The organism is Streptomyces sp. BHT-5-2 (assembly GCF_019774615.1).
GTDB lineage: Bacteria > Actinomycetota > Actinomycetes > Streptomycetales > Streptomycetaceae > Streptomyces.
In genome coordinates, this window is sequence record NZ_CP081496.1 from 5581526 (window position 1) to 5607167 (window position 25642).

At 72.0% G+C, this 25642-nt stretch carries 20 protein-coding genes and 2 rRNA genes; 10 read left to right on the forward strand and 12 right to left on the reverse strand.

Annotated features, from left to right (window positions below; all coding sequences use genetic code 11):
• Positions 1-13: 13 nt before the first annotated feature.
• Positions 14-805 (reverse strand): hypothetical protein, encoded by a 792-nt coding sequence (locus K2224_RS24720; RefSeq protein WP_221908701.1) that lies wholly within the window; start codon positions 803-805, stop codon positions 14-16.
• Between the two features lie 35 nt (positions 806-840).
• Positions 841-2577, reverse strand: coding sequence for a DNA repair protein RecN (gene recN / locus K2224_RS24725; protein ID WP_221909909.1), 1737 nt, complete (start codon positions 2575-2577; stop codon positions 841-843).
• 315 nt (positions 2578-2892) lie between these two features.
• Between recN and K2224_RS24730 the strand changes: the two genes are divergently transcribed.
• Entirely contained in the window at positions 2893-4347 is a 1455-nt protein-coding gene (locus K2224_RS24730; RefSeq protein ID WP_221908702.1) for a S41 family peptidase, read from the forward strand.
• A gap of 47 nt (positions 4348-4394) precedes the next feature.
• Here K2224_RS24730 and K2224_RS24735 read toward each other — a convergent pair whose 3' ends face one another.
• Genes K2224_RS24735 through K2224_RS24745 form a run of 3 tightly spaced genes read right to left on the reverse strand, consistent with a single transcriptional unit; the run spans position 4395 to position 6540 of the window.
• The gene (locus tag K2224_RS24735) at positions 4395-5336 is read right to left on the reverse strand and encodes an NAD kinase (protein WP_260693052.1); all 942 of its coding nucleotides are present in this window, start codon (positions 5334-5336) and stop codon (positions 4395-4397) included.
• The gene (locus K2224_RS24740) at positions 5333-6148 is read right to left on the reverse strand and encodes a TlyA family RNA methyltransferase (protein WP_221908703.1); all 816 of its coding nucleotides are present in this window, start codon (positions 6146-6148) and stop codon (positions 5333-5335) included. The genes K2224_RS24735 and K2224_RS24740 overlap by 4 nt, the downstream gene beginning before the upstream one ends.
• A 14-nt stretch (positions 6149-6162) precedes the next feature.
• Entirely contained in the window at positions 6163-6540 is a 378-nt protein-coding gene (locus K2224_RS24745) for a hypothetical protein (RefSeq protein WP_260693055.1), read from the reverse strand.
• A 63-nt stretch (positions 6541-6603) separates the two neighbouring features.
• Between K2224_RS24745 and K2224_RS24750 the strand changes: the two genes are divergently transcribed.
• Positions 6604-6951 carry an SCP2 sterol-binding domain-containing protein gene (locus tag K2224_RS24750; protein WP_221908704.1) on the forward strand — a complete coding sequence of 116 codons (348 nt, stop codon included), beginning with the start codon at positions 6604-6606 and terminating at the stop codon, positions 6949-6951.
• Here K2224_RS24750 and K2224_RS24755 read toward each other — a convergent pair.
• The 3 genes from K2224_RS24755 to K2224_RS24765 all read right to left on the reverse strand — a co-directional run bounded on the left by K2224_RS24755 (position 6935) and on the right by K2224_RS24765 (position 10156).
• Positions 6935-7768 carry an ABC transporter ATP-binding protein gene (locus tag K2224_RS24755; protein ID WP_221908705.1) on the reverse strand — a complete coding sequence of 278 codons (834 nt, stop codon included), beginning with the start codon at positions 7766-7768 and terminating at the stop codon, positions 6935-6937. The two genes, K2224_RS24750 and K2224_RS24755, sit on opposite strands and share 17 nt — an antisense overlap.
• Positions 7769-7862: 94 nt before the next feature.
• The gene (locus tag K2224_RS24760; RefSeq protein WP_260693503.1) at positions 7863-8852 is read right to left on the reverse strand and encodes an iron chelate uptake ABC transporter family permease subunit; all 990 of its coding nucleotides are present in this window, start codon (positions 8850-8852) and stop codon (positions 7863-7865) included.
• A 245-nt stretch (positions 8853-9097) separates the two neighbouring features.
• A complete protein-coding gene (locus K2224_RS24765; RefSeq protein WP_221908707.1) occupies positions 9098-10156 on the reverse strand; it encodes an iron ABC transporter permease in 1059 nt (352 codons plus the stop codon).
• A 111-nt stretch (positions 10157-10267) separates the two neighbouring features.
• On the opposite strand from K2224_RS24765, the gene K2224_RS24770 reads away from it, so the two are divergent.
• Together K2224_RS24770 and K2224_RS24775 are read left to right on the forward strand one after the other, a co-directional pair.
• Positions 10268-11296: an ABC transporter substrate-binding protein gene (locus K2224_RS24770; RefSeq protein ID WP_221908708.1), complete on the forward strand. Its 1029-nt coding sequence runs from the start codon at positions 10268-10270 to the stop codon at positions 11294-11296.
• A 74-nt stretch (positions 11297-11370) separates the two neighbouring features.
• Positions 11371-12258 carry a siderophore-interacting protein gene (locus K2224_RS24775; RefSeq protein ID WP_221908709.1) on the forward strand — a complete coding sequence of 296 codons (888 nt, stop codon included), beginning with the start codon at positions 11371-11373 and terminating at the stop codon, positions 12256-12258.
• Positions 12259-12373: 115 nt separating this feature from the next.
• Here the strand turns inward: K2224_RS24775 and K2224_RS24780 are convergent, their stop codons facing one another.
• The gene (locus K2224_RS24780) at positions 12374-13423 is read right to left on the reverse strand and encodes an HAD-IIA family hydrolase (protein WP_260693064.1); all 1050 of its coding nucleotides are present in this window, start codon (positions 13421-13423) and stop codon (positions 12374-12376) included.
• Between the two features lie 117 nt (positions 13424-13540).
• Here K2224_RS24780 and K2224_RS24785 point away from each other — a divergent pair, with 117 nt between their 5' ends.
• The 5 genes from K2224_RS24785 to K2224_RS24805 all read left to right on the forward strand — a co-directional run bounded on the left by K2224_RS24785 (position 13541) and on the right by K2224_RS24805 (position 20256).
• Positions 13541-14806, forward strand: a complete 1266-nt coding sequence (locus tag K2224_RS24785) for a DUF1015 family protein (RefSeq protein WP_221908710.1) — start codon at positions 13541-13543, stop codon at positions 14804-14806.
• 156 nt (positions 14807-14962) lie between these two features.
• On the forward strand, positions 14963-16510 hold the full coding sequence (locus K2224_RS24790) for an aspartate aminotransferase family protein (RefSeq protein WP_221908711.1): 1548 nt from the start codon (positions 14963-14965) through the stop codon (positions 16508-16510).
• Between the two features lie 40 nt (positions 16511-16550).
• Positions 16551-17876: a lysine N(6)-hydroxylase/L-ornithine N(5)-oxygenase family protein gene (locus tag K2224_RS24795; RefSeq protein WP_221908712.1), complete on the forward strand. Its 1326-nt coding sequence runs from the start codon at positions 16551-16553 to the stop codon at positions 17874-17876.
• Positions 17873-18442 carry a GNAT family N-acetyltransferase gene (locus K2224_RS24800; RefSeq protein WP_221908713.1) on the forward strand — a complete coding sequence of 190 codons (570 nt, stop codon included), beginning with the start codon at positions 17873-17875 and terminating at the stop codon, positions 18440-18442. Before K2224_RS24795 ends, K2224_RS24800 begins: the two co-directional genes overlap by 4 nt.
• Entirely contained in the window at positions 18439-20256 is a 1818-nt protein-coding gene (locus K2224_RS24805; RefSeq protein ID WP_221908714.1) for an IucA/IucC family siderophore biosynthesis protein, read from the forward strand. The genes K2224_RS24800 and K2224_RS24805 overlap by 4 nt, the downstream gene beginning before the upstream one ends.
• Positions 20257-20318: 62 nt before the next feature.
• Here K2224_RS24805 and K2224_RS24810 read toward each other — a convergent pair whose 3' ends face one another.
• Complete coding sequence (locus tag K2224_RS24810) at positions 20319-21077, reverse strand: hypothetical protein (RefSeq protein WP_260693504.1); 759 nt, start codon at positions 21075-21077, stop codon at positions 20319-20321.
• Positions 21078-21185: 108 nt separating this feature from the next.
• Here K2224_RS24810 and K2224_RS24815 point away from each other — a divergent pair, with 108 nt between their 5' ends.
• A complete protein-coding gene (locus tag K2224_RS24815) occupies positions 21186-22163 on the forward strand; it encodes a hypothetical protein (protein ID WP_221908715.1) in 978 nt (325 codons plus the stop codon).
• A 29-nt stretch (positions 22164-22192) separates the two neighbouring features.
• Here K2224_RS24815 and rrf read toward each other — a convergent pair.
• Positions 22193-22309 (reverse strand): 5S ribosomal RNA (gene rrf, locus K2224_RS24820).
• A 140-nt stretch (positions 22310-22449) separates the two neighbouring features.
• Positions 22450-25571: ribosomal RNA gene (locus K2224_RS24825) — 23S ribosomal RNA — on the reverse strand.
• Between the last annotated feature and the right edge of the window lie 71 nt (positions 25572-25642).

The following is a 25642-nucleotide window of genomic DNA, read 5'->3' on the forward strand; positions in this document are numbered from 1 at the left end:
GTCGCCGGGTGGGTCAGAGCGCCCCGGCCAACCTGCTGACCCGGTCGCCGGCGGCCGCCGCGGCGACCAGCGCGGCGGCGTGCGCGGCCAGTCCCGCCCGGCCGTTGGTGGCGACGAAGGCCAACCCGAGGGCGGCACCCAGGGCGTGCGCCCCGGCGTCGCCGAGCATCGTCCGCTCCCCCAGGTCGTCCGCGGCCACCGCGGCCACGGCGCCGATGGGCACGGCGGCCAGCGCGGCGCCCGTTCCGCGCCGCAGCAGCCCCGGTGCGGACAGCGCCAGGGCGGCGCCGGCGGCCCGGCCCGGCCGGACGTCGAGGAGGTTGAGCAGGTGGGCGGAGCCGGCGATCACCACGCCCGCCAGCAGCCGGTCGGCCGGGCGGTCCTTGAGCAGGGCGCCGGCGGCGAGCCCGGCGGCGCCGATCCCGAAGAGCTTGACCGCCCCGCTGGTGACCTCGCCGTGCCGCAGCGCGCCCAGATGCGCCCGGAAGCCGCGGCGGGGGTCGCCTGCGCCGGCGAGGTCGTCGTAGGCCCCGCAGCCGCCGGCGGCCAGGACGGCGAGCGCCGCCGCGCCGCGGGCCCGGGCGGGCAGACCCGGCGCGGTGGTCGCGGCGAGCGCGGTGCCGAGCGCGGCCGCCGGGCCGGCGTGCAGGGTGACCGTGCGGCCCGCGTGGTTCTTCCGCTCCCACCGGGCCGCGCCGCCCGGAGGACGGCGCCGCAGCGCCTCGTAGCCGGCCCGGGTCGCGGCCGCCGCCGCGAGCAGCGCCCTGCTCCGTGCCGGCGTCCTGCCGCGCGCTCCCACCGTCATGCCGCTCCCCTTCGTCCTCGTCGCCACCGGTGCCGTCAGGTGCCCGTGCGGGCGGTCTCCAGCAGTTCCTCGGCGTGGGCGCGGGCCGTCTCGGAGTCCTCCTGGCCGGCCAGCATCCGGGACAGCTCGCGGATCCGGTCCTCGCCCTCCAGGACGGTGACGCCGCTGCGGGTCACCGAGCCGTCGTTGGTCTTCTCCACCAGCAGCTGCCGGTCGGCGAACGCGGCGACCTGCGGGAGGTGGGTGACCACCACGACCTGCGCCGACCTGGCCAGCCGGGCCAGCCGCCGGCCGACCTCGACGGCCGCCTTGCCGCCGACGCCCGCGTCCACCTCGTCGAAGAGGTAGGTCGGCACCGGGTCCGAGCCGGCGAAGACCACCTCGACGGCCAGCATCACCCGGGACAGCTCACCGCCGGAGGCGCCCTTGGCGATCGGCCGGGGCGGGGCACCCGGGTGCGGGGCCAGCAGGATCTCGACCTCGTCGGCGCCGGCCGGACCGTACGCCACGGTGCGGCCGTTCACCTCGATGCCGTCGGCCTCCGCGGCGTCGCCGGAGAGCTCGGTCTGGTGGATGGCGACGCTCACCCGGGCGTGCGGCATGGCGAGTTCGCCGAGCTCGGCGGTGACCGCGGCCGCGAAGCGCTCCGCGGAGGCGGTCCGGGCGTCGGTCAACTGCTGGGCGAGTTCGCCCAGTTCGGCGCGGAGGGCGTCGTGCTCGGCGGCCAGCTCGGCGATCCGGTCGTCGTCGCCGTCGAGTTCGGCGAGCCGGGCGGCGCTGCGCTCGGACCACGCCAGCACCGCGGTGATGTCCTCGCCGTACTTGCGGGTGAGGTGGTTCAGCGCGGCGCGGCGCTCCTCCACCGCGGCCAGCCGCAGCGGGTCGGCGTCCAGGCCGTCGGCGTAGCCGGCGAGTTCGGTGGCGACGTCGGCCATCAGGATGCCGAGTTCGCCGAGCCGTTCGGCGAGTCCGGCCAGCTCCTGGTCGTGGCCGCGGACCGCCTCCAGGGCGCGGTGGGCGCCGGCGACCAGGGTGGTGGCGTCGACGCCCTCGGGGTCCTCGGGGTTGCCGGCCAGCGCACCGTGCGCGACGGTCGCGGCGGAGGCCAGCGCCTCGGCGTGGCCGAGCCGTTCGGCCTCGGCGGCGAGTTCGGTGTCCTCGCCGGGCAGCGGTTCGGTGGCGGCGATCTCGTCCAGGCCGAAGCGGAGCAGATCGGCCTCCTGGGCGCGCTCCCGGGCCCGGGTGGTCAGCTCGTCGAGTTCGGTGGCGACGGTGCGCAGCCGGCGGTGCGCGGCGGTGTACTTGGCGAGCGGGACGGCCACCGCGTCGCCGGCGTAGCGGTCCAGGGCCTGGCGCTGGCGGGCCGGCCGCAGCAGGCCCTGCTGGTCGGTCTGGCCGTGCACCGCGACGAGGTCGTCGGCGAGGTCGCCGAGCACCCCGACCGGGACCGAACGGCCGCCGACATGGGCCCGCGAGCGGCCCTCGGCGGAGACCGTGCGGCTGATCAGCAGCGCGCCGTCGTCCAGCTCCGCGCCGGCCTCCTCGGCCCGTACGGCCGCCGGGGACGCGGAATTGAGGACGATCCTGCCCTCGACCACCGCCGCCCTGGCACCGAGCCGCACCAGCGCGGGGTCCGCGCGCCCGCCCAGCAGCAGGCCGAGGCTGGTGACGACCATGGTCTTGCCCGCGCCGGTCTCGCCGGTCACCGCCGTGAAGCCCGGGGACAGCTCGACGACAGCGTCGTCGATGACACCCAGGGACCGGATCCGCATCTCCTCCAACACGGGTACGACCTTACGAGGTCCGGGGGTCGCCCCGCGACGGCCTCCCCCACACCGGCACCCGGCCCCCGCGCCCCTGCCGCCCGGCCCGGGCCCGCCGCACGCCCCCGACGTGCGGAAAACCGCACCGGGGAGACGGGTGGCCGCTCCATGGTCCCCGGGCGGGGCCGGCGGGCACGCTGGCGGAACAGTGCGGCGGTGCCCGGCCGGGCGCCCGCTCCGAGGGCCGCGCCCACGGCCGATCCCGGCTCCGGCCCGACCGCCGTCGCCTTCCCCGAGGCCCGTCCCGACTTCCCGAGGTACCCCATGAGTGATCCCGCAGCGCCCCGCCCGTCCCGCCGCCCGCGCCCCGCGGCCCTGGCGGCCCTCGCCCTGGTGACCGCGCTCACCGGCTGCACCGCGCCGGCGGTCCCCGCCCGCGCGGCCGGGGCGCCGGCGGCCGCGCCCGCCCTGGACGGCGTCTGGCGGACCGACGGCTACGGCACCCTCGTCACGATCAAGGGCCGCACCCTGAAGACGTACGAGACCACCGCCGTCAGCTGCCTGCCGGGCGCGGTCACCGGCACCCGGGCGGGTGCCCCGGGCCCGGACGGCACGCTGCGCTTCACGGTGCCGGACTCGGCGCCGCTCACCGTCGCCCCGGCGGGCGCGGGGCGGGCCCGGATGGCCTTCGCCGACAACGTCGGGCACCACGCCCTGCGCCGGGCCGGCGCGCTGCCGGCGAACTGCGGTGCCCGGCCGGCCCGCGACCCGCGGACGGTCTTCGACGTCTTCTGGCAGACGTTTGCGGAGAACTACCCCTTCTTCCGGGCAAAGGGCATCGACTGGAACGCGATGCGGGACCGCTACCGCCCCCGGATCACCGCCCGGACCACGGACGCCGAACTCTTCGCGGTGCTGCGCGCGATGATCGAGCCGCTGCACGACGCGCACACCCGGGTCGTCGCCGGGCCGGACCGCTGGTTCGCGGGCGCGCGGCCCGGCACCGTGCTGCCCACGCCCGCCTTCACCACCCGGGTCGACGCGGCGATCGCCGCGAACCTCGGCCCGCACACCGTCCAGCGGCACTGGGCGGGCGGCAGGCTCTCCTACGCCGATCTGCCGGGCCGGATCGGCTACTTCCGGATCACCCAGTTCGCCCGGTACACCGAGGAGGGCGACTACGCGGGCGACGTCGCCGAGTTGGACCGGGCGCTGGACGCGATCTTCACCCGGGCCCGCACCCAGGGCCCGACCGCGCTCCGCGGCCTCGTCCTGGACCTGCGGCTCAACGGCGGCGGCTCGGACGCCCTCGGCCTGCGGATCGCCTCCCGGCTCACCGACCGGCCCTACCTCGCGTACCGCAAGCGGGCCCGGAACGACCCGCGGCGCCCGGACCGCTTCACCGCGCCGGAACCGCTCACCGTCCGCCCGCACCGGGGGCCCGTCTACACGGGCCCGCTGGCCGTGCTCACCGGCCGGCTGACGATCAGCGCGGGCGAGACCTTCACCCAGTCCCTGATGGGCCGCTCCCCCGCGCCCACCCGGATCGGCGAGAACACCCAGGGCGTCTTCTCCGACGTGCTGGCGCGGGCGCTGCCCAACGGCTGGAGCCTCGGCCTGCCGAACGAGGAGTTCCTGACGGCCGGCGGCCGGACCTTCGACGGGCCCGGCATCCCGCCCGCCGTGCGCACCCCGGTCTTCACCGAGGCGGAGCTGTCCGCCCGGCGCGACCCGGCGCTGGCCCGGGCCCGGCAGCTGCTGGCGGGCGGCGGCGCGTAGCGGGCGCCGCCGCGCGGCCGGCCGGCCGGGCCCCGGTGGGGTGTGCCCTAGTGGGGCGCGCCCCGCCAACCGGCCACCGGGAGGGCGAACTTGGCGACCAGCCGGTCGGTGAAGGAGGCGTGGTGCAGCCGGGCCAGGCGGACCGGGACGGCGCCACGGCGGACCTCGACGCGGGCGCCGGCGGGCAGTTCGACGCTGCGCCGGCCGTCGCACCACAGCACCCCGTGCGGCGTCTTGGGCTGGACCTCGACGGCCAGCACCGAGGTCGGCGAGGTGACCAGCGGCTTGGCGAACAGCGCATGGGCGCTGATCGGGACCATCAGCAGCGCCTCGACCTCCGGCCAGACGACCGGGCCGCCGGCCGAGAAGGCGTAGGCGGTGGAGCCGGTCGGGGTCGCGCAGACCACGCCGTCGCCGCCGAAGCGGGAGACCGGCCGGCCGTCCACCTCGGTGACCACCTCCAGCATCCGCTCGCGGGCGGCCTTCTCCACGGACGCCTCGTTGAGCGCCCAGTCGGTGTGCACCACGGCACCGTTGTTGCGCACCAGGACGTCGAGGGTCATCCGCTCCTCGACCTCGTAGGAGCGGGTGACGACGCGGTCGACGACCTTGTCGAGGTCGTCGCGCTCGGCCTCGGCGAGGAAACCGACCCGGCCGAGGTTGACTCCCAGCATCGGCACCCCGGACGTCCGGGCGAAGTCCGCGCCGCGCAGCAGCGTGCCGTCCCCGCCGAGGACGACGAGCAGTTCGCAGCCCTCGGCCGCGCACTGCTCGGACTCCACGCGCTCGACCGAGGCCGGCAGCGGCAGGTCCGCGGCCTCCTCGGCCAGCACCCGCACCCCGATCCCGCTGCGCAGCAGTCCCTGGACGACGAGTTCGGCGCTGCGCACGGCCGCCGGGCGGCCGGTGTGCGCGAGCAGGAACACCGTCCGCCCGGTGCGGCCGTCCTGCTGTGCCGCGCTGCCTTCAACTGCCTGGGTAGTGGTCAACTGGGCCCCTCCGCCACTGCACGGTCGACATCCGCCGGGTCGAGTGCAGGCGCCCCGGCGCGCAGCCACAGAAAGTACTCGACATTCCCCGAAGGACCGGGCAACGGGCTGGCGGTCACGCCGAGGACGCCCAGCCCCAGCCCGGCCGCGCGGTCCGCGACGCCGCGCACCGCCTCGGCCCGCAGCGCGGCGCTGCGCACCACCCCGCCGCTGCCCAGCCGCTCCTTGCCGACCTCGAACTGCGGCTTGACCATCAGCACCAGGTCGGCGTCGGGCGCCGCGCAGCGGACCAGCGCGGGCAGCACCAGGCCCAGCGGGATGAAGGAGAGGTCGCCGACGACGAGGTCGACGGGGACGTCGTCGATCTGGTCCAGGGTCAGCTCGCGGACGTTGGTGCGGTCCTTGACGGTGACCCGCTCGTCGCTCTGCAGCTGCCAGGCGAGCTGCCCGTAGCCGACGTCCACGGCGACGACATGGCCGGCGCCGGCGCGCAGCAGGACGTCGGTGAAGCCGCCGGTGGAGGCGCCGGCGTCGAGCGCCCGGCGACCCTCGACGCGGAGTCCGTGCGGGGCGAAGGCGGCCAGCGCCCCGGCGAGCTTGTGGCCGCCGCGCGAGACGTAGTCCGGGTCGCCCTCGTCCGCGCGGACGACCAGGGCCGCGCTGGTCTCCACCTGGGTGGCCGGCTTGGTCGCGGTCGCCCCGCCGACGGTCACCCGGCCCGCGGCGATCAGCTGACTCGCGTGCTCCCGCGAGCGGGCCAGCTTGCGGCGCACCAGCTCCGCGTCGAGACGGCGTCGTGCCACTCCTGCCACCTGTGGTTCAGCTCCTACTGGTCGTGCCGGTCGGGTCGATCGGGCGTCGGGGACGGTGCGGGCGGCCCGGGGTGCTGGTCGAGGGCGGCCAGCACGTCGCGCAGCCCACGGTGGACATCCTCGTACATGTCCAGGTGGCCGCTCACCGGGAGGTGGTCGGCTTCGGCCAGCCGCCCCAGGGCGGCGTCGACGTCGGTCCGGCCGGTGGGGGCCGGTGCCACTCCGAGCGGCCGCGGGCCGGCGGGCTCGGCGGGCTCCGCGGATGCCGGCGCCTCGGGAGGCTCGCGCACGTCGGTGGCCTCGCGCACCTCGGTGGTCTCGGGGGCCGCAGGGTCCCGGGCGGCCTGCGGCGCGGCCGGGCCCGGTTCCGGGCCGTTCGTGGGGTCTGCCATGCCCCCGACGCTACCTCGGCCGTGCGCCCCCGGCCGTCCGTGACCTGGCGTATCGTCGGGCCGATGGCAACTCTCGACCAGTGCCGCGCCGCGCTCGACCGGCTGGCCCACAACCTTTCCTCGGCGGACGGCGACGTGCGCGGCGCCGCCGCGCTCGACCGCTCGGTCAGCTGCCGCATCACCGACCTGGACACCACCTTCGTCGGGCGGCTGGCCGACGGCGGCCTGCAGGACGTGACCTGCGTCGCGGGGCCGCCGCCGGAGAAGGCCGAGATCCGGCTGACGATGACCGGCGACGACCTGGTCGCGCTGGTGGACGGCCGGCTCAACTTCGCCCGGGCCTGGGGCAGCGGCCGGGTGCGGCTGGAGGCCGGGCTGCGCGACCTGATGCGGCTCAGGACGCTGCTGTAGCCGACGCCGCCGCGGCGGCTGCTGCCCGAGGCCGACGCCGGCGGGCGGCCGGGACGACCAGCGGGGTGCCGGTCTCGGGGTCGTCGATGATCCGGCAGTCGATGCCGAAAACCCGGCCCACCAGCTCGGCGGTGACGATCTCCGACGGCGCGCCCTCGGCGACCACCGCGCCGTTCTTCATGGCGATCAGATGGGTGGCGTAGCGGGCCGCCTGGTTGAGGTCGTGCAGCACCGCGACCAGGGTGCGGCCCTGTTCCTCGTGAAGGCTGGCGCACAGGTCCAGGATCTCGATCTGGTGCTGGATGTCGAGGTAGGTGGTCGGCTCGTCGAGGAGGAACAGCGGCGTCTGCTGGGCCAGGGCCATGGCGATCCAGACGCGCTGCCGCTGCCCGCCGGAGAGTTCGTCGACATAGCGGTCGGCCAGCGCGGCCACGCCGGTCGCGGCCATCGACTCCTGGACGATCCGCTCGTCCTCGGCCGACCACTGGCGCAGCAGCCCCTGGTGCGGGTAGCGGCCGCGGGCGACGAGGTCGGCGACGGTGATGCCGTCGGGGGCGACCGAGGACTGCGGCAGCAGACCCAGGGTGCGGGCGACCTGCTTGGCCGGCAGCGAGGAGATCTTCTGCCCGTCGAGCAGGACGGCGCCGGCGGCCGGCTTGAGCATCCGCGACAGGGCGCGCAGCAGCGTGGACTTGCCGCAGGCGTTGGGGCCGACGATGACGGTGAAGGACCGGTCGGGGACGGCGACCGTGAGGTCCTCGGCGATGGTCCGCTGGTCGTAGGCGAGGGTGAGGTTCTCGGCCGACAGACGGCTCACTGGGTGGCTCCTGGGGTGGTGGGGGTGGTCGGGTCGCCGGTGCCGCCGGGGGCGCCGAGGGTTCCTGAGGTCGCCGTGGCGGGCGGTCGGCCGGTCACACCCGGCCCGCCTTGCGCTCGACGACCAGCAGCCACAGCAGATAGCCGCCGCCGAGGACGCCGGTCACCACGCCGACCGGCAGCTGGTCGGCGCCGAAGAGCCGTTGGGCGGCCCAGTCCGCGCCGACCAGCAGGGCGGCGCCCATCAGGGCGGCGGGCAGCAGGTTGGGGCCGGGCGAGCGGGTCAGCCGGCGGGCGAGCTGGGGCGCGGTGAGGGCGACGAAGGAGATCGGGCCGGCCGCGGCGGTGCCGGCGGCGACGAGGACGACGGCGGCCAACAGGGCGGTGATCCGGACGCGTTCGGTCCGTACCCCCAGCGCGGCGGCCGCGTCGTCGCCCATCTCCAGCATCCGCAGCGGCCGCGCGCACAGCAGCACCACCGGGACCAGCACCGCGCAGACCGCGGCCAGCGGCCCGACCTGGCTCCAGTCGCGGCCGCTGAGCGAACCGGTCATCCAGGTGGTGGCCCGGGCCGCGTCGTGGATGGTGGACTTCGTCAGGAGGTAGAGCACCACGGCGTAGAGCATGGCGGCGGCGCCGATGCCGACGAGGACGAAGCGGTAGCCGTGGACGCCGCGCTTCCAGGCGAGCAGGAAGATGGCCACGCCGGTGGCCACCCCGCCGACGACCGCGCCGGTGGCCACCGCGAAGGGCTCGCCGTGGAACCACACGATCACCACCAGCGCGCCGACCGACGAGCCCTGGGAGAGGCCGAGCATGTCCGGGCTGCCCAGCGGGTTGCGGGAGACGGCCTGGAAGACCGCGCCGCCGAGCCCGAAGGCGGCGCCGACCAGCAGCCCCACCAGCACCCGCGGCAGCCGCAGTTCGTGCACGATGAACTCCTGGCCGACGGTGCCGCCGCCGGTCAGGGTGGTGAGCACCTCCGACGGGGTCATCGGGAAGTCGCCGGAGCCGATCAGGGCGACCGCGGCGGCCGCGGCGACGGCCAGCAGCAGCGCCCCGGCCAGGACGGCGCGCAGGTCCATCCGGAGCGAGAGGCCGCCGGCGGTCCGCACCGTGCGGGTCCGCCGCCGGGCGGCGGGTATGCCCGACTCCCCGGCCTTTACGAGCCTTCCGGGCTTTCCGAGCTTTCCGGACTTAGCTATCTTTCCGGGCTCTCCGGGCTCTCCGGGCTTCACTGTCGCGTTCACTGCCTCTCCTCGTTCGCCTCGCCCGCCCGGTCCGTCGCGCCCGTCACGTCCGCCACCTGCCTCATGTCCGCCTCGCCCGTTCACAGTTGGGCCATCCGCTTGCGCCGGACGAGGTAGATGAAGACCGGGCCGCCGACGACCGCGGTGACGATGCCGACCTGGAGTTCGCCGGGCCGGGCCACCACCCGTCCGAGCACGTCCGCGCCGACCAGCAGCACCGGCGAGAGCACCGCCGAGTACGGCAGGATCCAGCGCAGATCCGGCCCGGTGAGGGCGCGCACCGCGTGCGGCACCATCAGGCCGACGTAGACGATCGGGCCGCAGACCGCGGTGGCGCCGCCGCACAGCAGGGTGACCGCGAGCATGGCCAGCACCCGGGTGCGGGTGAGCCGGGCGCCCAGGGCGCGGGCCTGGTCGTCGCCGAGCGCGACGGCGTTGAGCGGGCGGGCGAGCAGCAGTGCGAGCAGCGCGCCGGCCGCGAGGAACGGTGCGATCCGGGTCACCGTCGGCATGGTGGCGGTGGCCAGCGAGCCGACCGTCCAGAACCGCATCCGGTCCAGCGCCGCGGAGTCCATGAGGTTGACGGCGTTGAGGTAGCCGGTGAGGACGGCGGTCAGCGCGGTGCCGGCGAGCGCGAGCCGGACCGGGGTGGCGTTGCGGGTGCCGCCGAGCACGTAGACCGCGACCGAGACGAGGGCGGCGCCGGCGAAGGCGAACCACACATAGCCGGACAGCGTGGTGACGCCGAAGAAGCTGATGCCGGAGACCACCGCGGCCGAGGCGCCGGCGTTGATGCCGAGGAGTCCGGGGTCGGCGAGCGGGTTGCGGGTGAGTGCCTGCATGACGGTGCCGGCGAGGCCGAGGGCGGCGCCGACCAGCAGCCCGAGGAGGGTGCGGGGCAGCCGCAGGTCGCGGATGACGACGTCGGTGTCGGCGCCGGAGTAGTGGAACACCCCGTGCCAGACCTGGTCGAGGGGGATCTGTTTGGCGCCGACGGCGATGCCGAGGACGGCGACGACGGCGAGCAGGGCGAGGGAGGCGACCAGTCCCGCGGCGCGGACGGCGTGCCGCCGTCGTGGTGCGCCGGGAGCCGTCGCCGCGTCGGGCGGACTGTCAACGGGGGGGCTGTCAACCAACACGGCAGTTAGGTTAGCCTACCCTCACAAACAGTCGATCTACCGACCCTTGCGGTTTCGGCCCACCCGCCATGCCCGTTGGGGCGCTCCGCCTCCAGAGAGAAGCACGAAGTCATGAGAACCCCTCGCAGCGTATCCCTGTCCCGACGCGGCGTCCTGGCCGCGGGCGGTGCCGTCGGCATCGGCGCCCTGCTCGCCGCGTGCGGCGGGAGCAAGGGCTCGGGGGGATCCGGCGGGGGCGGCAAGGGCGGCCCGTGGTCCTTCACCGACGACCGCGGGCAGAAGGTGTCGCTCCCCGACACCCCGCACCGGATCGTCGCCTTCACCGGCACCGCCGCGGCCCTGCACGACTTCGGCATCGACGAACAGGTCGTCGGCGTCTTCGGCCCCACCAAGCTGGCGAACGGCAAGCCCGACCCGCAGGCCGGCGACCTCGACATCGACAAGGTCACCATCCTCGGCAACGCCTACAACCAGTTCAACGTCGAGAAGTACGCGAGCCTCGCCCCCGACCTGCTGGTCACCAACATGTACGAGCCGGGCGCCCTGTGGTTCGTCCCGGACGACAGCAAGGACAAGATCACCAAGCTGGCCAAGTCGGTGGCCGTCACCTCGTCCCGGGTGCCGATGGACCGGATCATCGGGCGGTACGCGGACCTCGCCGCCTCGCTCGGCGCGGACCTGAAGGCCAAGAAGGTCACCGACGCCAAGGCCCGCTTCGAGAAGGCCGCGGCGCGCCTGCGCAAGGCCGCCGCCGCCCACCCGGTCAAGGTCCTGGCCTGCTCCGGTGCCGCCGACTTCTTCTACGCCTCCAACCCCGGCATCAACGCGGACCTGATGTACTTCAAGTCCCTCGGCGTGGACCTGATCGTCCCCGACCACCTCGACAAGGGCGGCTACTTCGAGAGCCTGAGCTGGGAGAACGCCGACAAGTACAAGGCCGACGTGCTCCTGCTGGACAACCGGACCGCCACCCTCCAGCCCAAGGACCTGGCCGCCAAGCCGTCCTGGGCCAAACTGCCCGCCGTCAAGGCCGGCCAGATCACCCCCTGGGCCAGCGAGCCGCGCTTCTCCTACGCCGGCGCCACCCCGCTCCTGGAGTCGCTCGCCCAGGCCGTCGAAAACGCGAAGAAGGTCAACTGACGCACCGCCGGGCCGGTTTCCCGCCGGCCCGGCCCGCCCGCCCCAGTCCGTTCCCCGCCCCGGGAGGTTCCCGTATGACCGCGACCGCCGCCCCCACCTCCGCGCCGTTCCGCTTCTTCGACGTCCGGGTCGCCCGCACCCGGCGGCTCGGCCCGTCCATGGTGCGGATCACCTTCACCGGCGAACGACTGGCGGAACTGGCGTCCGGCGGCCGGGACCAGCGCTTCAAACTGTTCCTCCCACAGCCCCACCAGTCCGCCCCGGTCTTCGAGGACACCGGGGACGGCTGGTACGCCACCTGGCGGGCGCAGGACCCGGCCGAGCGCCCGGTGATGCGCTCCTACACCATCCGCGAACAGCGGCCCCATCTCGGCGAGTTCGACGTGGACTTCGCACTGCACGGCGCCGACGACCCGGCCTCGGCGGCCGGGGGCCCGGCCAGCCGCTGGGCGCTCGCGGCCCGGCCCGGCGACCGGCTGACCGTCCTCGCCCCGGCCGTCGCGGACAACGGCGGGGTGGACTTCCGGCCGCCGCCCGGCACCGACTGGATCCTGCTGACCGGTGACGAGACCGCCCTCCCGGCCATCGCCGGCAACCTCGCCTGGCTCTCCCCGGGCACCGTCGCCAAGGTCTGGATCGAGATCGGCCACGAGGACGACCGCCGGGCGCTGCCGAGCTTCGCCGACGTCGAGGTCACCTGGCTCGTCCGGGAGCACGCCGGGCCCGGCCGCGGCGAGCCCGTCCTGGACGCGCTGCGCGCCGCCGACCTCCCCGAGGGCACCCCGTACGCCTGGATCGCCGGCGAGGCCGGCACCGTCAAGGCGGTCCGCCGGCACCTCGTGCGGGAGCGCGGATTCGACCGCCGCGCGGTGAAGTTCACCGGCTACTGGCGGCGCGGCGCCACCGAGGAGGACCTGATCGCGGAGCTGACCGCGGCGGCCGCCGCCACCGGCGAGGAGTGAGCCGCCGGGCACCGATCTCTCCCCTCCCCTCACACGCACGGCCCTCCGACACGCACGGCCCCGCCGCTCTCCGCGGCGGGGCCCGTCGGCCTTCCCTTCGGGATCTGACGCGCCGTTACATACCCAGCGCGCCCAGCGCCTTGGCCGCGTCCACCGGGCAACTCCCCTCGCCCGCCGCGGTCCAGGCCGCCGCGCACAGCGCCCGCAGCCCGTCCAGCGGCTCGCCCGCGCCGTCCAGGAGCAGTTCGTCACCGGCCGCCTCGGCCCGCCAGCCGCCGCAGCGGAAGCCGGCGCCGTCGGCCGCCACCTCCGGCTGCGGCCGCAGCAGCCCGCGCAGATCCGCGTCCACGTACGTCGGCCGGTGCGCGGGCGGCGCGGCCAGGAGGTCGGCCGGGGTGGTGACGCCGGTGAGCACCAGCAGGGAGTCCACGCCGCCGTTCCAGGCGCCCTCGATGTCGGTGTCGAGCCGGTCGCCGACCACCAGCGGCCGCCGCGCACCGGTCCGCAACACCGTCTCCCGGTGCATCGGGGGCTGCGGCTTGCCCGCGACCCGCGGCGCCCCGCCGGCGGCGATCCGCACCACCTCCACCAGCGCGCCGTTGCCCGGCGCGATCCCGCGCTCCTTGGGGATGGTCAGATCGGTGTTGGAGGCGAACCACGGCACCCCGCGCTGCACCGCGTACGCGGCCTCGGCCAGCTGCTCCCAGTCCAGCGACGGGTCGTAGCCCTGGACCACCGCCGCCGGGTCGTCGTCCGCCGACGCCACCGGCACCAGACCGCGCTCGCGCAGCGCCACCCGCAGCCCCTCACCGCCGATCGCCAGCACCCGGGCGCCGTCCGGCACCTGCTCGGAGATCAGCCGGGCGACCGCCTGCGCGGAGGTGATCACGTCCTCCGGGGTCGCCGGCAGACCGAATCCGGCCAGCTGGCCGGCGACCGCCTGCGGCGTCCGGGACGCGTTGTTGGTCACGTATGCCAGGTGCATGCCGCCCTCGTGCGCCGCGGTCAGCGCCCCGACGGCGTGCTCGATGGCCTCGCCGCCCGTGTAGACCACGCCGTCCAGATCCAGCAGCGCCGTGTCGTACGCCGCGCTCAGCGCGCCCCGGCACCCGTCGGGCCGGCGCCGCACGCCGTCGCCCGACCGCTCGCGAACCTGCTCGCCCATGCCGTCCTGCTCCTCGCTCCTCGGTGCCGTACCGCAGATCGCCCGGTCGATATTTCTGGCCGATCGCGGTCTCTCCCCCGATCATCCCGCACCCCCTTCCCGGCATAGCATTCTTCAATGACCACATCCGACGGCCTCCGCCTCCTCCCGTTCCGCGGCCTGCGCTACGCCCCGGACCGGGTCAGCAGCCTCACCGCGGTCACCTCTCCGCCCTACGACGTCGTGGTCCGCCCGGACGAGGTACTGGAGTTGGAGACCTCCGACCCGTACAACATCGTCCGGCTGATCCTGCCGCAGGCCGCCGATCCGGCCGCCCGGCACCGCCGGGCCGCCGAGACCCTGCGCCGGTGGCGCGAGGAGGGAATCCTCACACCGGATCCGGAGCCGGCGCTGTACGTCTACGAGCAGCGCGCCGGCGACGTCCTCCAGCGCGGTCTGATCGGCGCGCTGCGGCTGGACGGCCCGGTGCTGCCGCACGAGGACGTCATCCCCGAGGTGGTCGAGGACCGGGCCGCCCTGATGGGGGCCGCGGCCGCCAACTTCGAGCCGCTGCTGCTGTCGTACCGCGGCCAGGGCACCGCGAACGGCGCCACCGCGGTCATCGAGCGCACGGTCCTGCGCGCCCCGCTGCTCGCGACCACGACCGAGGACGGCTTCGCACACCGCCTGTGGGCGCTCACCGACCCGGCCGAGCTGGCCGCCGTCGACGCGGACCTGGCCCTCCGGGAGGCGCTGATCGCCGACGGCCACCACCGCTGGGCGACCTACCAGCGGCTCCACGAGCAGCGGCCGGAGGGCGGCCCGGACTCCCCGTGGGCGTCCGGGCTGGTGCTGCTGGTCGACACCGCCCGCTATCCGCTCCAGGTCCGGGCGATCCACCGGGTGCTGCCGCATCTGCCCCCGGAGAAGGCGCTGGCGGACGTGGCCGGCGCGTTCCGGGTCGCCCGGCTGCCGGGCGGGCTGCCCGCCGCCCTGGAGGCGCTGGCGCAGACCCCGGGCAACGCCTTCGTCCTGTCCGGCGGCCCGGACTCCTTCCACCTCCTGGACCGCCCCGACCCGGGCCTGCTGGACGGGGCGATCCGCGCCGACCGGCCCGAGGCGTGGCGGCGGTTGGACGCGACGGTGCTGCACTCGGTGCTGCTGGACGAGGTCTGGCGGATCCCGGACCGCCCGTCGGACATCGGCTATCTGCACCACGCCGAGGCGGCGGTGGCGCAGGCCGCCCGGCACGGCGGGACGGCCGTGCTGATGCGCGCCACCTCGGAGGAGACGGTCCGCCAACTCGCCCAGCAGGGCGTGACGATGCCCCGCAAGTCCACCTCGTTCGGCCCCAAGCCGGCGACCGGTCTGGTGCTGCGCACGCTCGACGAAGGGAGTCGCTGACCGTCGCGGGACCGGCTCGTCCGCGCACCCCACACCCACCCGGCGATCTAGTTAGGTTAGGCTTACCTCACTGCGTCACCGGGCGGGTCTCCCTGCCCCTGTGCACACTCCGCACCTGCACAGGACGCGGTCGACCCGCACCAGGGAGGGCACTTCATGAGTCGCCTCGCGCACCCCGCCGAGGACCCGGCCGACAGCCGCACCTATCTGCTCAACAACCGCACCGCCGACCGCTACCGCTCCGCCGTCACGGAGAGCGTCACCCGGCTCAGCGACCGGTTCGCCACCACCGAGCGCCCCTTCACCGGCGTCTCCGTCGACGAGCTGGCGCCCACCGTCGCCGCCGTCGACCTCGACACCCCGCTCCACGACCCGGCCGCCGCGCTCGACGAGCTGGAACGCGTCTACCTCCGCGACGCGATCTACTTCCACCACCCGCGCTACCTCGCGCACCTCAACTGCCCCGTGGTGATCCCGGCCCTCGTCGGCGAGGCCGTGCTCTCCGCCGTCAACTCCTCCCTCGACACCTGGGACCAGAGCGCCGGCGGCACCCTCATCGAGCGCCGCCTGGTCGACTGGACGGCCGAGCGGATCGGCCTCGGCCCGGCCGCCGACGGCATCTTCACCAGCGGCGGCAGCCAGTCCAACCTCCAGGCCATGCTGCTCGCCCGGGACGAGACCTGCCGCCGCGAACTCGCCCGCGAGGACTCCCCGGAAGGCACCCGCCTCACCGACCTGCTCCCCCGGCTGCGCATCCTCACCTCCGCCTGCAGCCACTTCAGCATCCGCAAGTCCGCCACCCTGCTCGGCCTGGGCGCGGAGGCCGTCATCGCCGTCCCCGCCGACGACACCAGGCGGATGCGCACCGACGCGCTCGCCGCCGAACTGGAGCGCTGCCGCCGCGACGGCCTGATACCCATGGCCGTCGTCGCCACCGCCGGCACCACCGACTTCGGCTCCATCGACCCGCTCCCGGAGATCGCCGACCTGGCCGCCCGGTACGGCGCCTGGATGCACGTGGACGCCGCCTACGGCTGCGGCCTGCTGGTCTCCCGCCGCCGCGAACTGCTCACCGGCATCGAACACGCCGACTCGGTGACCGTCGACTACCACAAGTCCTTCTTCCAGCCGGTCAGTTCCAGCGCCGTCCTGGTCCGCGACCGCACCACCCTCCGGCACGTCACCTACCACGCGGACTACCTCAACCCGCGCCGGATGGCCGAGAAGCGGATCCCCAACCAGGTCGACAAGTCACTCCAGACCACCCGCCGCTTCGACGCCCTCAAGCTCTGGCTGACGCTGCGCACCATGGGCGCCCAGGCCGTCGGCGAACTCTTCGACGAGGTCGTGGACCGGGCCGCCGACGCCTGGAAACTGCTGTACGACGACCCGCGCTTCGAGGTCGTGGTCCAGCCCCAGCTGAGCACCCTGGTCTTCCGCTACCTCCCCGGCGGCCCCCAGGACCCCGAGCTCACCGACCGGGTCAATCTGCACGCCCGGGACGCCCTCTTCGCCTCCGGTGACGCGATCGTCGCGGGCACCAAGGTCGACGGCCGGCACTACCTGAAGTTCACCCTGCTCAACCCGGAGACCACGCTGGAGGACATCGCCACCGTCCTCGACCTGATCGCCGAGCACGCCGGCCGCCACCTCGCCGAGCGGCCCGGCGCAGGCCGCCCGGCCCCGGCCCTCAGCGCCCCCTGACCCGACGCAACCGTCCGATCATCTCCGGAGAGATCCCCCCGTGACCGTCCCCCACGAGCCCCCCTACGACTTCCTCGCCATCGGGCTCGGCCCGTTCAACCTGGGCCTGGCCTGCCTGACCGCCCCCGTCGACGAGCTGAACGGCCTCTTCCTCGACGACCGGCCGGCCTTCGACTGGCACCCCGGCATGATGCTGGAGAGCAGCCACCTCCAGGTCCCGTTCATGGCCGACCTGGTCACCCTCGCCGACCCCACCTCGCCCTTCTCCTTCCTCAACTACCTCAAGGAATCGGGCCGGATGTACTCCTTCTACATCCGCGAGAACTTCTATCCGCTGCGCGCCGAGTTCAACGACTACTGCCGCTGGGCCGTCGGCAAACTCGACACCGTCCGCTTCTCCCACAAGGTCACCACCGTCGAGTACGACGAGACCGCCGAGGTCTACCTCGTCCACGCCGACCACCACGGCGAACGGCGCACCTTCCGGGCCCGCCGGCTGGTCCTGGGCACCGGCACCCCGCCGCACCTCCCCGACGCCTGCCGCGACCTCGGCGGCGACGCCCTGCACAACTCCGGCTACCTCGACGCCAAGGCCGCCCTCCAGGCCAAGGACAGCATCACCATCATCGGCAGCGGCCAGAGCGCCGCCGAGATCTACCACGACCTCCTCCAGGACATCGACGCCCACGGCTACCAGCTGACCTGGGCCACCCGCTCCCCCCGCTTCTTCCCCCTCGAATACACCAAGCTCACCCTGGAGATGACCTCCCCGGAGTACGTGGACTACTTCCACGCCCTCCCCCCGGCCACCCGCGACCGCCTCAACGCCACCCAGAAGCACCTCTACAAGGGCATCGACTCGGAGCTGATCAACGACATCTTCGACCTGCTCTACCAGAAGCGCCTGGCCGGCCCGGTCCGCACCCGCCTGCTCACCAACACCGCGCTGGAAGACGCCCGTTACGACGAGGCCACCGGCACCTACACCCTCGGTCTGCGCCAGGAGGAGGAGGGCCGCGACTTCACCCTCGCCACCCAGGGCCTGATCCTCGCCACCGGCTACCGCTACCGCGTCCCCGACTTCCTCGACCCGGTCCGCGACCGCATCGCCTGGGACGCCACCGGCCGCTACGACGTCGCCCGCAACTACAGCATCGACACCACCGGCCACGGCATCTTCGTGCAGAACGCCGAGCTGCACACCCACGGCTTCGTCACGCCCGACCTCGGCATGGCCGCCTACCGCAACTCCTGCATCATCCGCGAGCTGCTCGGCCGCGAGTACTACCCGGTCGAGAAGGCCATCGCCTTCCAGGAGTTCTCCGCCCCGGCCGGCCCGCACGACCCGATGGGGATATCCGTATGAACACCCCCGCCTTCACCCGCACCGACCCCGCGCTGGGGGAGTTCGCCCTGCGGCCCGTCGACCCCGCCGCCGACGCCGCCGTCCTACACTCCTGGGTCACCCACCCCAAGGCCGTCTTCTGGCTGATGCAGGACTGCGACCTGCCGGCCGTCGAGAAGGAGTTCGCCCGGATCGACGCCGACCCGCACCACGACGCCCTCCTCGGCCTGCACAACGGCGCCCCCGCCTTCCTCATGGAGCGCTACGACCCCGCCCACCGCGAACTCGTCGGCATCCACGCCGCCCGGCCCGGCGACATCGGCATGCACTTCCTGACGGCCCCCACGGACACCCCCGTCCACGGCTTCACCCACGCCGTCCTGACCACCGTCATGGAGAGCCTCTTCGCCGACCCCGACGTCCGCCGCGTGGTCGTCGAACCCGACACCCGCAACACCGCGGTGCACGCCCTCAACGACGCCGTCGGCTTTGAAGTCGTCCGCACCGTCTCGCTGCCCGCCAAAGACGCCCTGCTCAGCACCTGCACCCGCGACCAGTTCCTGGCCGCCCGAGGAGCCCACCGATGACCACCCGGGAAACCCCCTCCCCCACCCCGCACCAGCCCGCCCAGGACGCGGTCGCCCACCTCACCCCCGAGCTGTGGGCCCGCGCCAACCGCGCCCTGGTCCGCAAGGCCCTCGCCGAGTTCGCCCACGAACGCCTCCTGACGCCCGAGCCGCTGCCCGAGGCCGACCGCTACGCCGTCCACAGCGACGACGCCGCCACCGCCTACCGCTTCACCGCCCGCAGACGGGCCCTGGACCACTGGCAGATCGACCCGGACAGCATCACCCGCCACCGCGCCGGCACCGAACTCCCCCTGGACGCCCTGGACTTCATCACCGAGCTCCACACGTCCCTGGGCCTGTCCCCGGACGTCCTCCCGGTCTACCTGGAGGAGATCAGCTCCACCCTCTCCGGCACCGCCTACAAGCTCGCCGGCAAGGCCCCCACCGCCGCCGAACTCGCCACCGACGGCTTCCAGGCCGTCGAGACCGGCATGACCGAGGGCCACCCCTGCTTCGTCGCCAACAACGGCCGCCTCGGCTTCGGCGTCCACGAGTACCATGCCTACGCCCCCGAGGCCGCCGCCCCGCTGCAACTCGTCTGGCTGGCCGCCCACCGCGACCACAGCACCTTCACCGCCGGCGCCGGCCTCGACTACGACACCCTCATCGAGGCCGAACTCCCCGCGGAGACCCGGGCCCGCTTCACCGCCGACCTCACCGCTCTCGGCCTCGACCCCGACGACTACCACCTCTTCCCCACCCACCCCTGGCAGTGGTGGAACAAGCTCTCCGTCACCTTCGCCGCCGAGGTCGCCCAGCGCCGCCTGGTCTGCCTGGGCCCCGGCGACGACCAGTACCTCGCCCAGCAGTCCATCCGCACCTTCTTCAACACCAGCCACCCCGGCAAGCACTACGTCAAAACGGCCCTCTCGGTCCTCAACATGGGCTTCATGCGCGGCCTTTCCGCCTCGTACATGGAGGCCACCCCGGCCATCAACGACTGGCTGGCCCGCCTGATCGACGCCGACGACACCTTCCGGGCCGCCCGCTTCTCGATCATCCGCGAGCGCGCCGCCATCGGCTACCACCACCGCCAGTACGAGGCCGCCACCGAGAAGGGCTCCGCCTACCGCAAGATGCTCGCCGCCCTCTGGCGCGAGAGCCCGGTCCCCACCCTCGAACCGGGCCAGCGGCTGGCGACCATGGCCTCCCTCCTCCACCTCGACCGCGCCGGCGACTCCTTCGCCGCCGCCCTGATCGCCGAGTCCGGCCTGGCCCCCGAGGTCTGGCTGCGCCGCTACCTCGACGGCTACCTCACCCCGGTCCTGCACGCCTTCTACGCCTACGACCTGGTCTTCATGCCGCACGGCGAGAACGCCATCCTCGTCATCGAGGACGGCGCGGTGGCCCGCGTGATCTTCAAGGACATCGCCGAGGAGATCGCCGTGATGTCCGCCGACGCGGTCCTCCCGCCGACCGTCGAACGCATCCGCGCCGACGTCCCCGACGACAAGAAGCTGCTCTCCGTCTTCACCGACGTCTTCGACTGCTTCTTCCGCTTCCTCGGCGCCACCCTCGCCGACCGCGGCGTCCTGGACGAGGACACCTTCTGGCGCACCGTCGCCGCCACCGTCACCGACTACCAGGCGGCCCACCCCCACTTCGCCGACAAGTTCGCCGAGTACGACATGTTCGCCCCCGAGTTCGCCCTCTCCTGCCTCAACCGCCTCCAGCTGCGCAACAACCAGCAGATGGTCGACCTCCAGGACCCGGCCGGCGCCCTCCAGCTCATCGGCACCCTCCACAACCCCATCGCCCCCTACGCCCCCTGACCCCACCCCCCATACGAAGAAGGGCGGACCCGCACCGGGCCCGCCCTTCTTCACACACTCACCTACTCGGACTTCTCAGCCGTGTCAGCCTTCTCGTCCTTCTCCGCGCCGCCACCGGCCTGCGCCTCACCACCGGCCGCAACGCCGTCCGGGCCCTGGTCCCGGCCCTCGGCCTCGTCGTCGTCCTCGACCAGCGCGTCGGTGAACTGCACCCCGTCCAGCTCTGCCAGCCGGTCCGACGCATCCGTGGTCCCGGCCTGGTCGGCCTCCAGCGCCTTGGCGAACCAGTCCCGCGCCTCGCCCTCGCGACCGACCGCCAGCAGCGCGTCCGCGTACGCGTAGCGCAGCCGGGCCGTCCACGGCTGCACCGCGTTCGACGCCAGCTCGGGGCTCTGCAGCGTCACCACCGCGGCGTCCGCCTGCCCCATGTCCCGCCGGGCCCCGGCCGCGACCAGCCGCATCTCGACCTGCCCGGCCCGGTCCAGCCGCTGCACCTCCGGCTCACCGGCCATCGCCAGCGCCTTCTCCGGCCGCCCGAGCCCCCGCTCGCAGTCCGCCATGAGCGGCCACAGCTCCGCGCTGCCGGTCATCCGCCGCGCCGCCCGGAACTCCTTCAGCGCCTCGGGGTACTTCCCGACCGCGTACGCCGCGAAGCCTCCGGCCTCCCGGACCGCCGCGACCCGCGACGCCAGCCGCAGCGCCACCTGCGCGTACCCGTACGCCTTCTCCGGGTCCTCGTCGAGCAGCCGCGCGACCATCACCAGGTTCCTGGCGACGTCCTCGGCCAGCGTCTTCGGCAGGCTCTGCAGCTCCTGCCGCACGGCCTTGTCGATCTCCTCGCCGGTCACGTCGTCCGGAATCGGCAGCCGCTTGATCGGCTCCCGGTCACGGTCCCGCCGCTCGTCGCGACGGTCGTCCCGGCGGTCGTAGTGCCGCGGCCCGTCCCGGCGGTCGTCCCGACGATCGTCCCGGCCACGCCCGCCGCCGTAGGGCCGCCGCGCCCCGCGCTCGCCGCCCCCGCGCTCGTCCCGACGGAACCCACCACGGTCGCCACCACGGTCATCCCGCCGCGGCCCCCGGTCCCGGTCCCGGTCCCGGTCATCCCGACGGAACCCACCCCGGTCGTCATCGCGCCGGAAACCACCACGGTCGTCATCCCGCCGGAAGCCACCACGGTCGTCATCCCGCCGCGGCGCCCGCGCACGGTCGTCCCGACGGAACCCACCACGGTCGCCACCACGGTCATCGCGCTCGTCCCGACGGAATCCGCCACGGCCACCGCCGCGCTCATCCCGCCGCTCGAAGCGGTCGTCCCTGCGGAACCCACCCCGGTCGCGATCGTCCCGCCGCTCATCCCGACGGAACCCGCCCCGGTCGTCCCGCCGCTCGGAACGGTCGTCCCTGCGGAACCCACCGCGCTCGGCACCACCACGGTCATCCCGCCGCGGCCCCCGGTCCCGGTCCCGGTCATCCCGACGGAAACCACCACGGTCGTCGTCACGCCGGAAACCACCGCGGTCGTCATCCCGCCGGAAACCACCACGGTCGTCACGGCGGAACCCACCACGACCACCGGGCCGGTCATCCCGCCGGTCATCCCGCCGCTCGTCGCGCCGCTCGAAGCGGTCATCGCGTCGGTAGCCACCGCGCTCACCACCGCGCTCACCCGCGCGGTTGTCCCGGCCGGTGCGGTTGTCGCGGCTGTCACGCCGCGGCCCCCGGTCCCGGTCATCGCGCCGGAAGCCACCACGGTCACCGCCGTCGCGCCTAGGCCGGCGCTCCGGACGATCGTCGGAAGGGTTGGTGGGCATCGACGTGACTCCTGTCTTCGGTACTGCATTCATTCTCACGCACCGACCCGTTCGGCGCGCTCCGGCAAAACAAAAGGACCCTTGGTCCCAGCGTGAACGCTGGGACCAAGGGTCCTTGAAAAATTGTTCGGCGGCGTCCTACTCTCCCACAGGGTCCCCCCTGCAGTACCATCGGCGCTGAAAGGCTTAGCTTCCGGGTTCGGAATGTAACCGGGCGTTTCCCTAACGCTATAACCACCGAAACCCATTCGGGTTCAAGCGAACAAGCACACTCTTCAATTAAAGACGTGCAACTGTCACCCCGCGAAAACGGGATATCAGCTGGTTCACCGACGCTGCGACTGTTCGCAACCCGGGAACCACACAGTGGACGCGAGCAACTGAGGACAAGCCCTCGGCCTATTAGTACCAGTCAACTCCACACCTTACGATGCTTCCATATCTGGCCTATCAACCCAGTCGTCTACTGGGAGCCTTACCCCATCAAGTGGGAGGGAGCCCTCATCTCGAAGCAGGCTTCCCGCTTAGATGCTTTCAGCGGTTATCCTTTCCGAACGTAGCCAACCAGCCATGCCCTTGGCAGAACAACTGGCACACCAGAGGTCCGTCCGTCCCGGTCCTCTCGTACTAGGGACAGCCCTTCTCAAGACTCCTACGCGCACAGCGGATAGGGACCGAACTGTCTCACGACGTTCTAAACCCAGCTCGCGTACCGCTTTAATGGGCGAACAGCCCAACCCTTGGGACCGACTCCAGCCCCAGGATGCGACGAGCCGACATCGAGGTGCCAAACCATCCCGTCGATATGGACTCTTGGGGAAGATCAGCCTGTTATCCCCGGGGTACCTTTTATCCGTTGAGCGACGGCGCTTCCACAAGCCACCGCCGGATCACTAGTCCCTACTTTCGTACCTGCTCGACCCGTCAGTCTCACAGTCAAGCTCCCTTGTGCACTTACACTCAACACCTGATTACCAACCAGGCTGAGGGAACCTTTGGGCGCCTCCGTTACCCTTTAGGAGGCAACCGCCCCAGTTAAACTACCCACCAGACACTGTCCCTGATCCGGATCACGGACCCAGGTTAGACATCCAGCACGACCAGAGTGGTATTTCAACAACGACTCCACACCAACTGGCGTTGGCGCTTCACAGTCTCCCACCTATCCTACACAAGCCGAACCGAACACCAATATCAAGCTATAGTAAAGGTCCCGGGGTCTTTCCGTCCTGCTGCGCGAAACGAGCATCTTTACTCGTAATGCAATTTCACCGGGCCTATGGTTGAGACAGTCGAGAAGTCGTTACGCCATTCGTGCAGGTCGGAACTTACCCGACAAGGAATTTCGCTACCTTAGGATGGTTATAGTTACCACCGCCGTTTACTGGCGCTTAAGTTCTCAGCTTCGCCAACCCGAAGATTGACTAACCGGTCCCCTTAACGTTCCAGCACCGGGCAGGCGTCAGTCCGTATACATCGCCTTACGGCTTCGCACGGACCTGTGTTTTTAGTAAACAGTCGCTTCTCGCTGGTCTCTGCGGCCACCCCCAGCTCAGGAAGCAAGTTCCCTCACCAGAAATGGCCCCCCTTCTCCCGAAGTTACGGGGGCATTTTGCCGAGTTCCTTAACCATAGTTCACCCGAACGCCTCGGTATTCTCTACCTGACCACCTGAGTCGGTTTAGGGTACGGGCCGCCTTGAAACTCACTAGAGGCTTTTCTCGACAGCATAGGATCATCCACTTCACCACAATCGGCTCGGCATCAGGTCTCAGCCTTAACGTGCGACGGATTTGCCTATCACACGGCCTACACCCTTACCCCGGGACAACCACCGCCCGGGCTGGACTACCTTCCTGCGTCACCCCATCGCTTACCTACTACAAGTCTGGTCCGTCGGCTCCACCACTCCCCTCAACTCCGAAGAGATCAGGGCGGCTTCACGGACTTAGCATCGCCTGATTCAGTACTGGGCGCTTCAAAGCGGGTACCGGAATATCAACCGGTTGTCCATCGACTACGCCTGTCGGCCTCGCCTTAGGTCCCGACTTACCCTGGGCAGATCAGCTTGACCCAGGAACCCTTAGTCAATCGGCGCAAGAGTTTCCCACTCTTGTATCGCTACTCATGCCTGCATTCTCACTCGTGAACCGTCCACAACTCGCTTCCACGGCTGCTTCACCCGGCACACGACGCTCCCCTACCCATCACGATCCCCGTTAGGAGTAATATCGCAATGACACGACTTCGGCGGTGTACTTGAGCCCCGCTACATTGTCGGCGCGGAATCACTTGACCAGTGAGCTATTACGCACTCTTTCAAGGGTGGCTGCTTCTAAGCCAACCTCCTGGTTGTCTCTGCGACTCCACATCCTTTCCCACTTAGCACACGCTTAGGGGCCTTAGTCGATGCTCTGGGCTGTTTCCCTCTCGACCATGGAGCTTATCCCCCACAGTCTCACTGCCGCGCTCTCACTTACCGGCATTCGGAGTTTGGCTAAGGTCAGTAACCCGGTAGGGCCCATCGCCTATCCAGTGCTCTACCTCCGGCAAGAAACACACGACGCTGCACCTAAATGCATTTCGGGGAGAACCAGCTATCACGGAGTTTGATTGGCCTTTCACCCCTAACCACAGGTCATCCCCCAGGTTTTCAACCCTGGTGGGTTCGGTCCTCCACGAAGTCTTACCTCCGCTTCAACCTGCCCATGGCTAGATCACTCCGCTTCGGGTCTAGAGCGTGCAACTCAAACGCCCTCTTCGGACTCGCTTTCGCTACGGCTTCCCCACACGGGTTAACCTCGCTACACACCGCTAACTCGCAGGCTCATTCTTCAAAAGGCACGCAGTCACGACTGATGAGAAAACTCACCAGCGACGCTCCCACGGCTTGTAGGCACACGGTTTCAGGTACTATTTCACTCCGCTCCCGCGGTACTTTTCACCATTCCCTCACGGTACTATCCGCTATCGGTCACCAGGGAATATTTAGGCTTAACGGGTGGTCCCGCCAGATTCACACGGGATTTCTCGGGCCCCGTGCTACTTGGGTGTCTCTCAAACGAGCCGCTGATGTTTCAGCTACGGGGGTCTTACCCTCTGCGCCGGACCTTTCGCATGTCCTTCGCCTACATCAACGGTTTCTGACTCGTCCCACAGCCGGCAGACTGCAGAAAAGAGATCCCACAACCCCGCACTGGCAACCCCTGCCGGGTATCACACCAATACGGTTTGGCCTCATCCAGTTTCGCTCGCCACTACTCCCGGAATCACGGTTGTTTTCTCTTCCTGCGGGTACTGAGATGTTTCACTTCCCCGCGTTCCCTCCACACTGCCTATGTGTTCAGCAGCGGGTGACAGCCCATGACGACTGCCGGGTTTCCCCATTCGGACACCCCCGGATCAAAGCTCGGTTGACAGCTCCCCGGGGCCTATCGCGGCCTCCCACGTCCTTCATCGGTTCCTGGTGCCAAGGCATCCACCGTGCGCCCTTAAAAACTTGGCCACAGATGCTCGCGTCCACTGTGCAGTTCTCAAGCAACGACCAGCCACCCACCACCCCAACCCGAAGGCTGA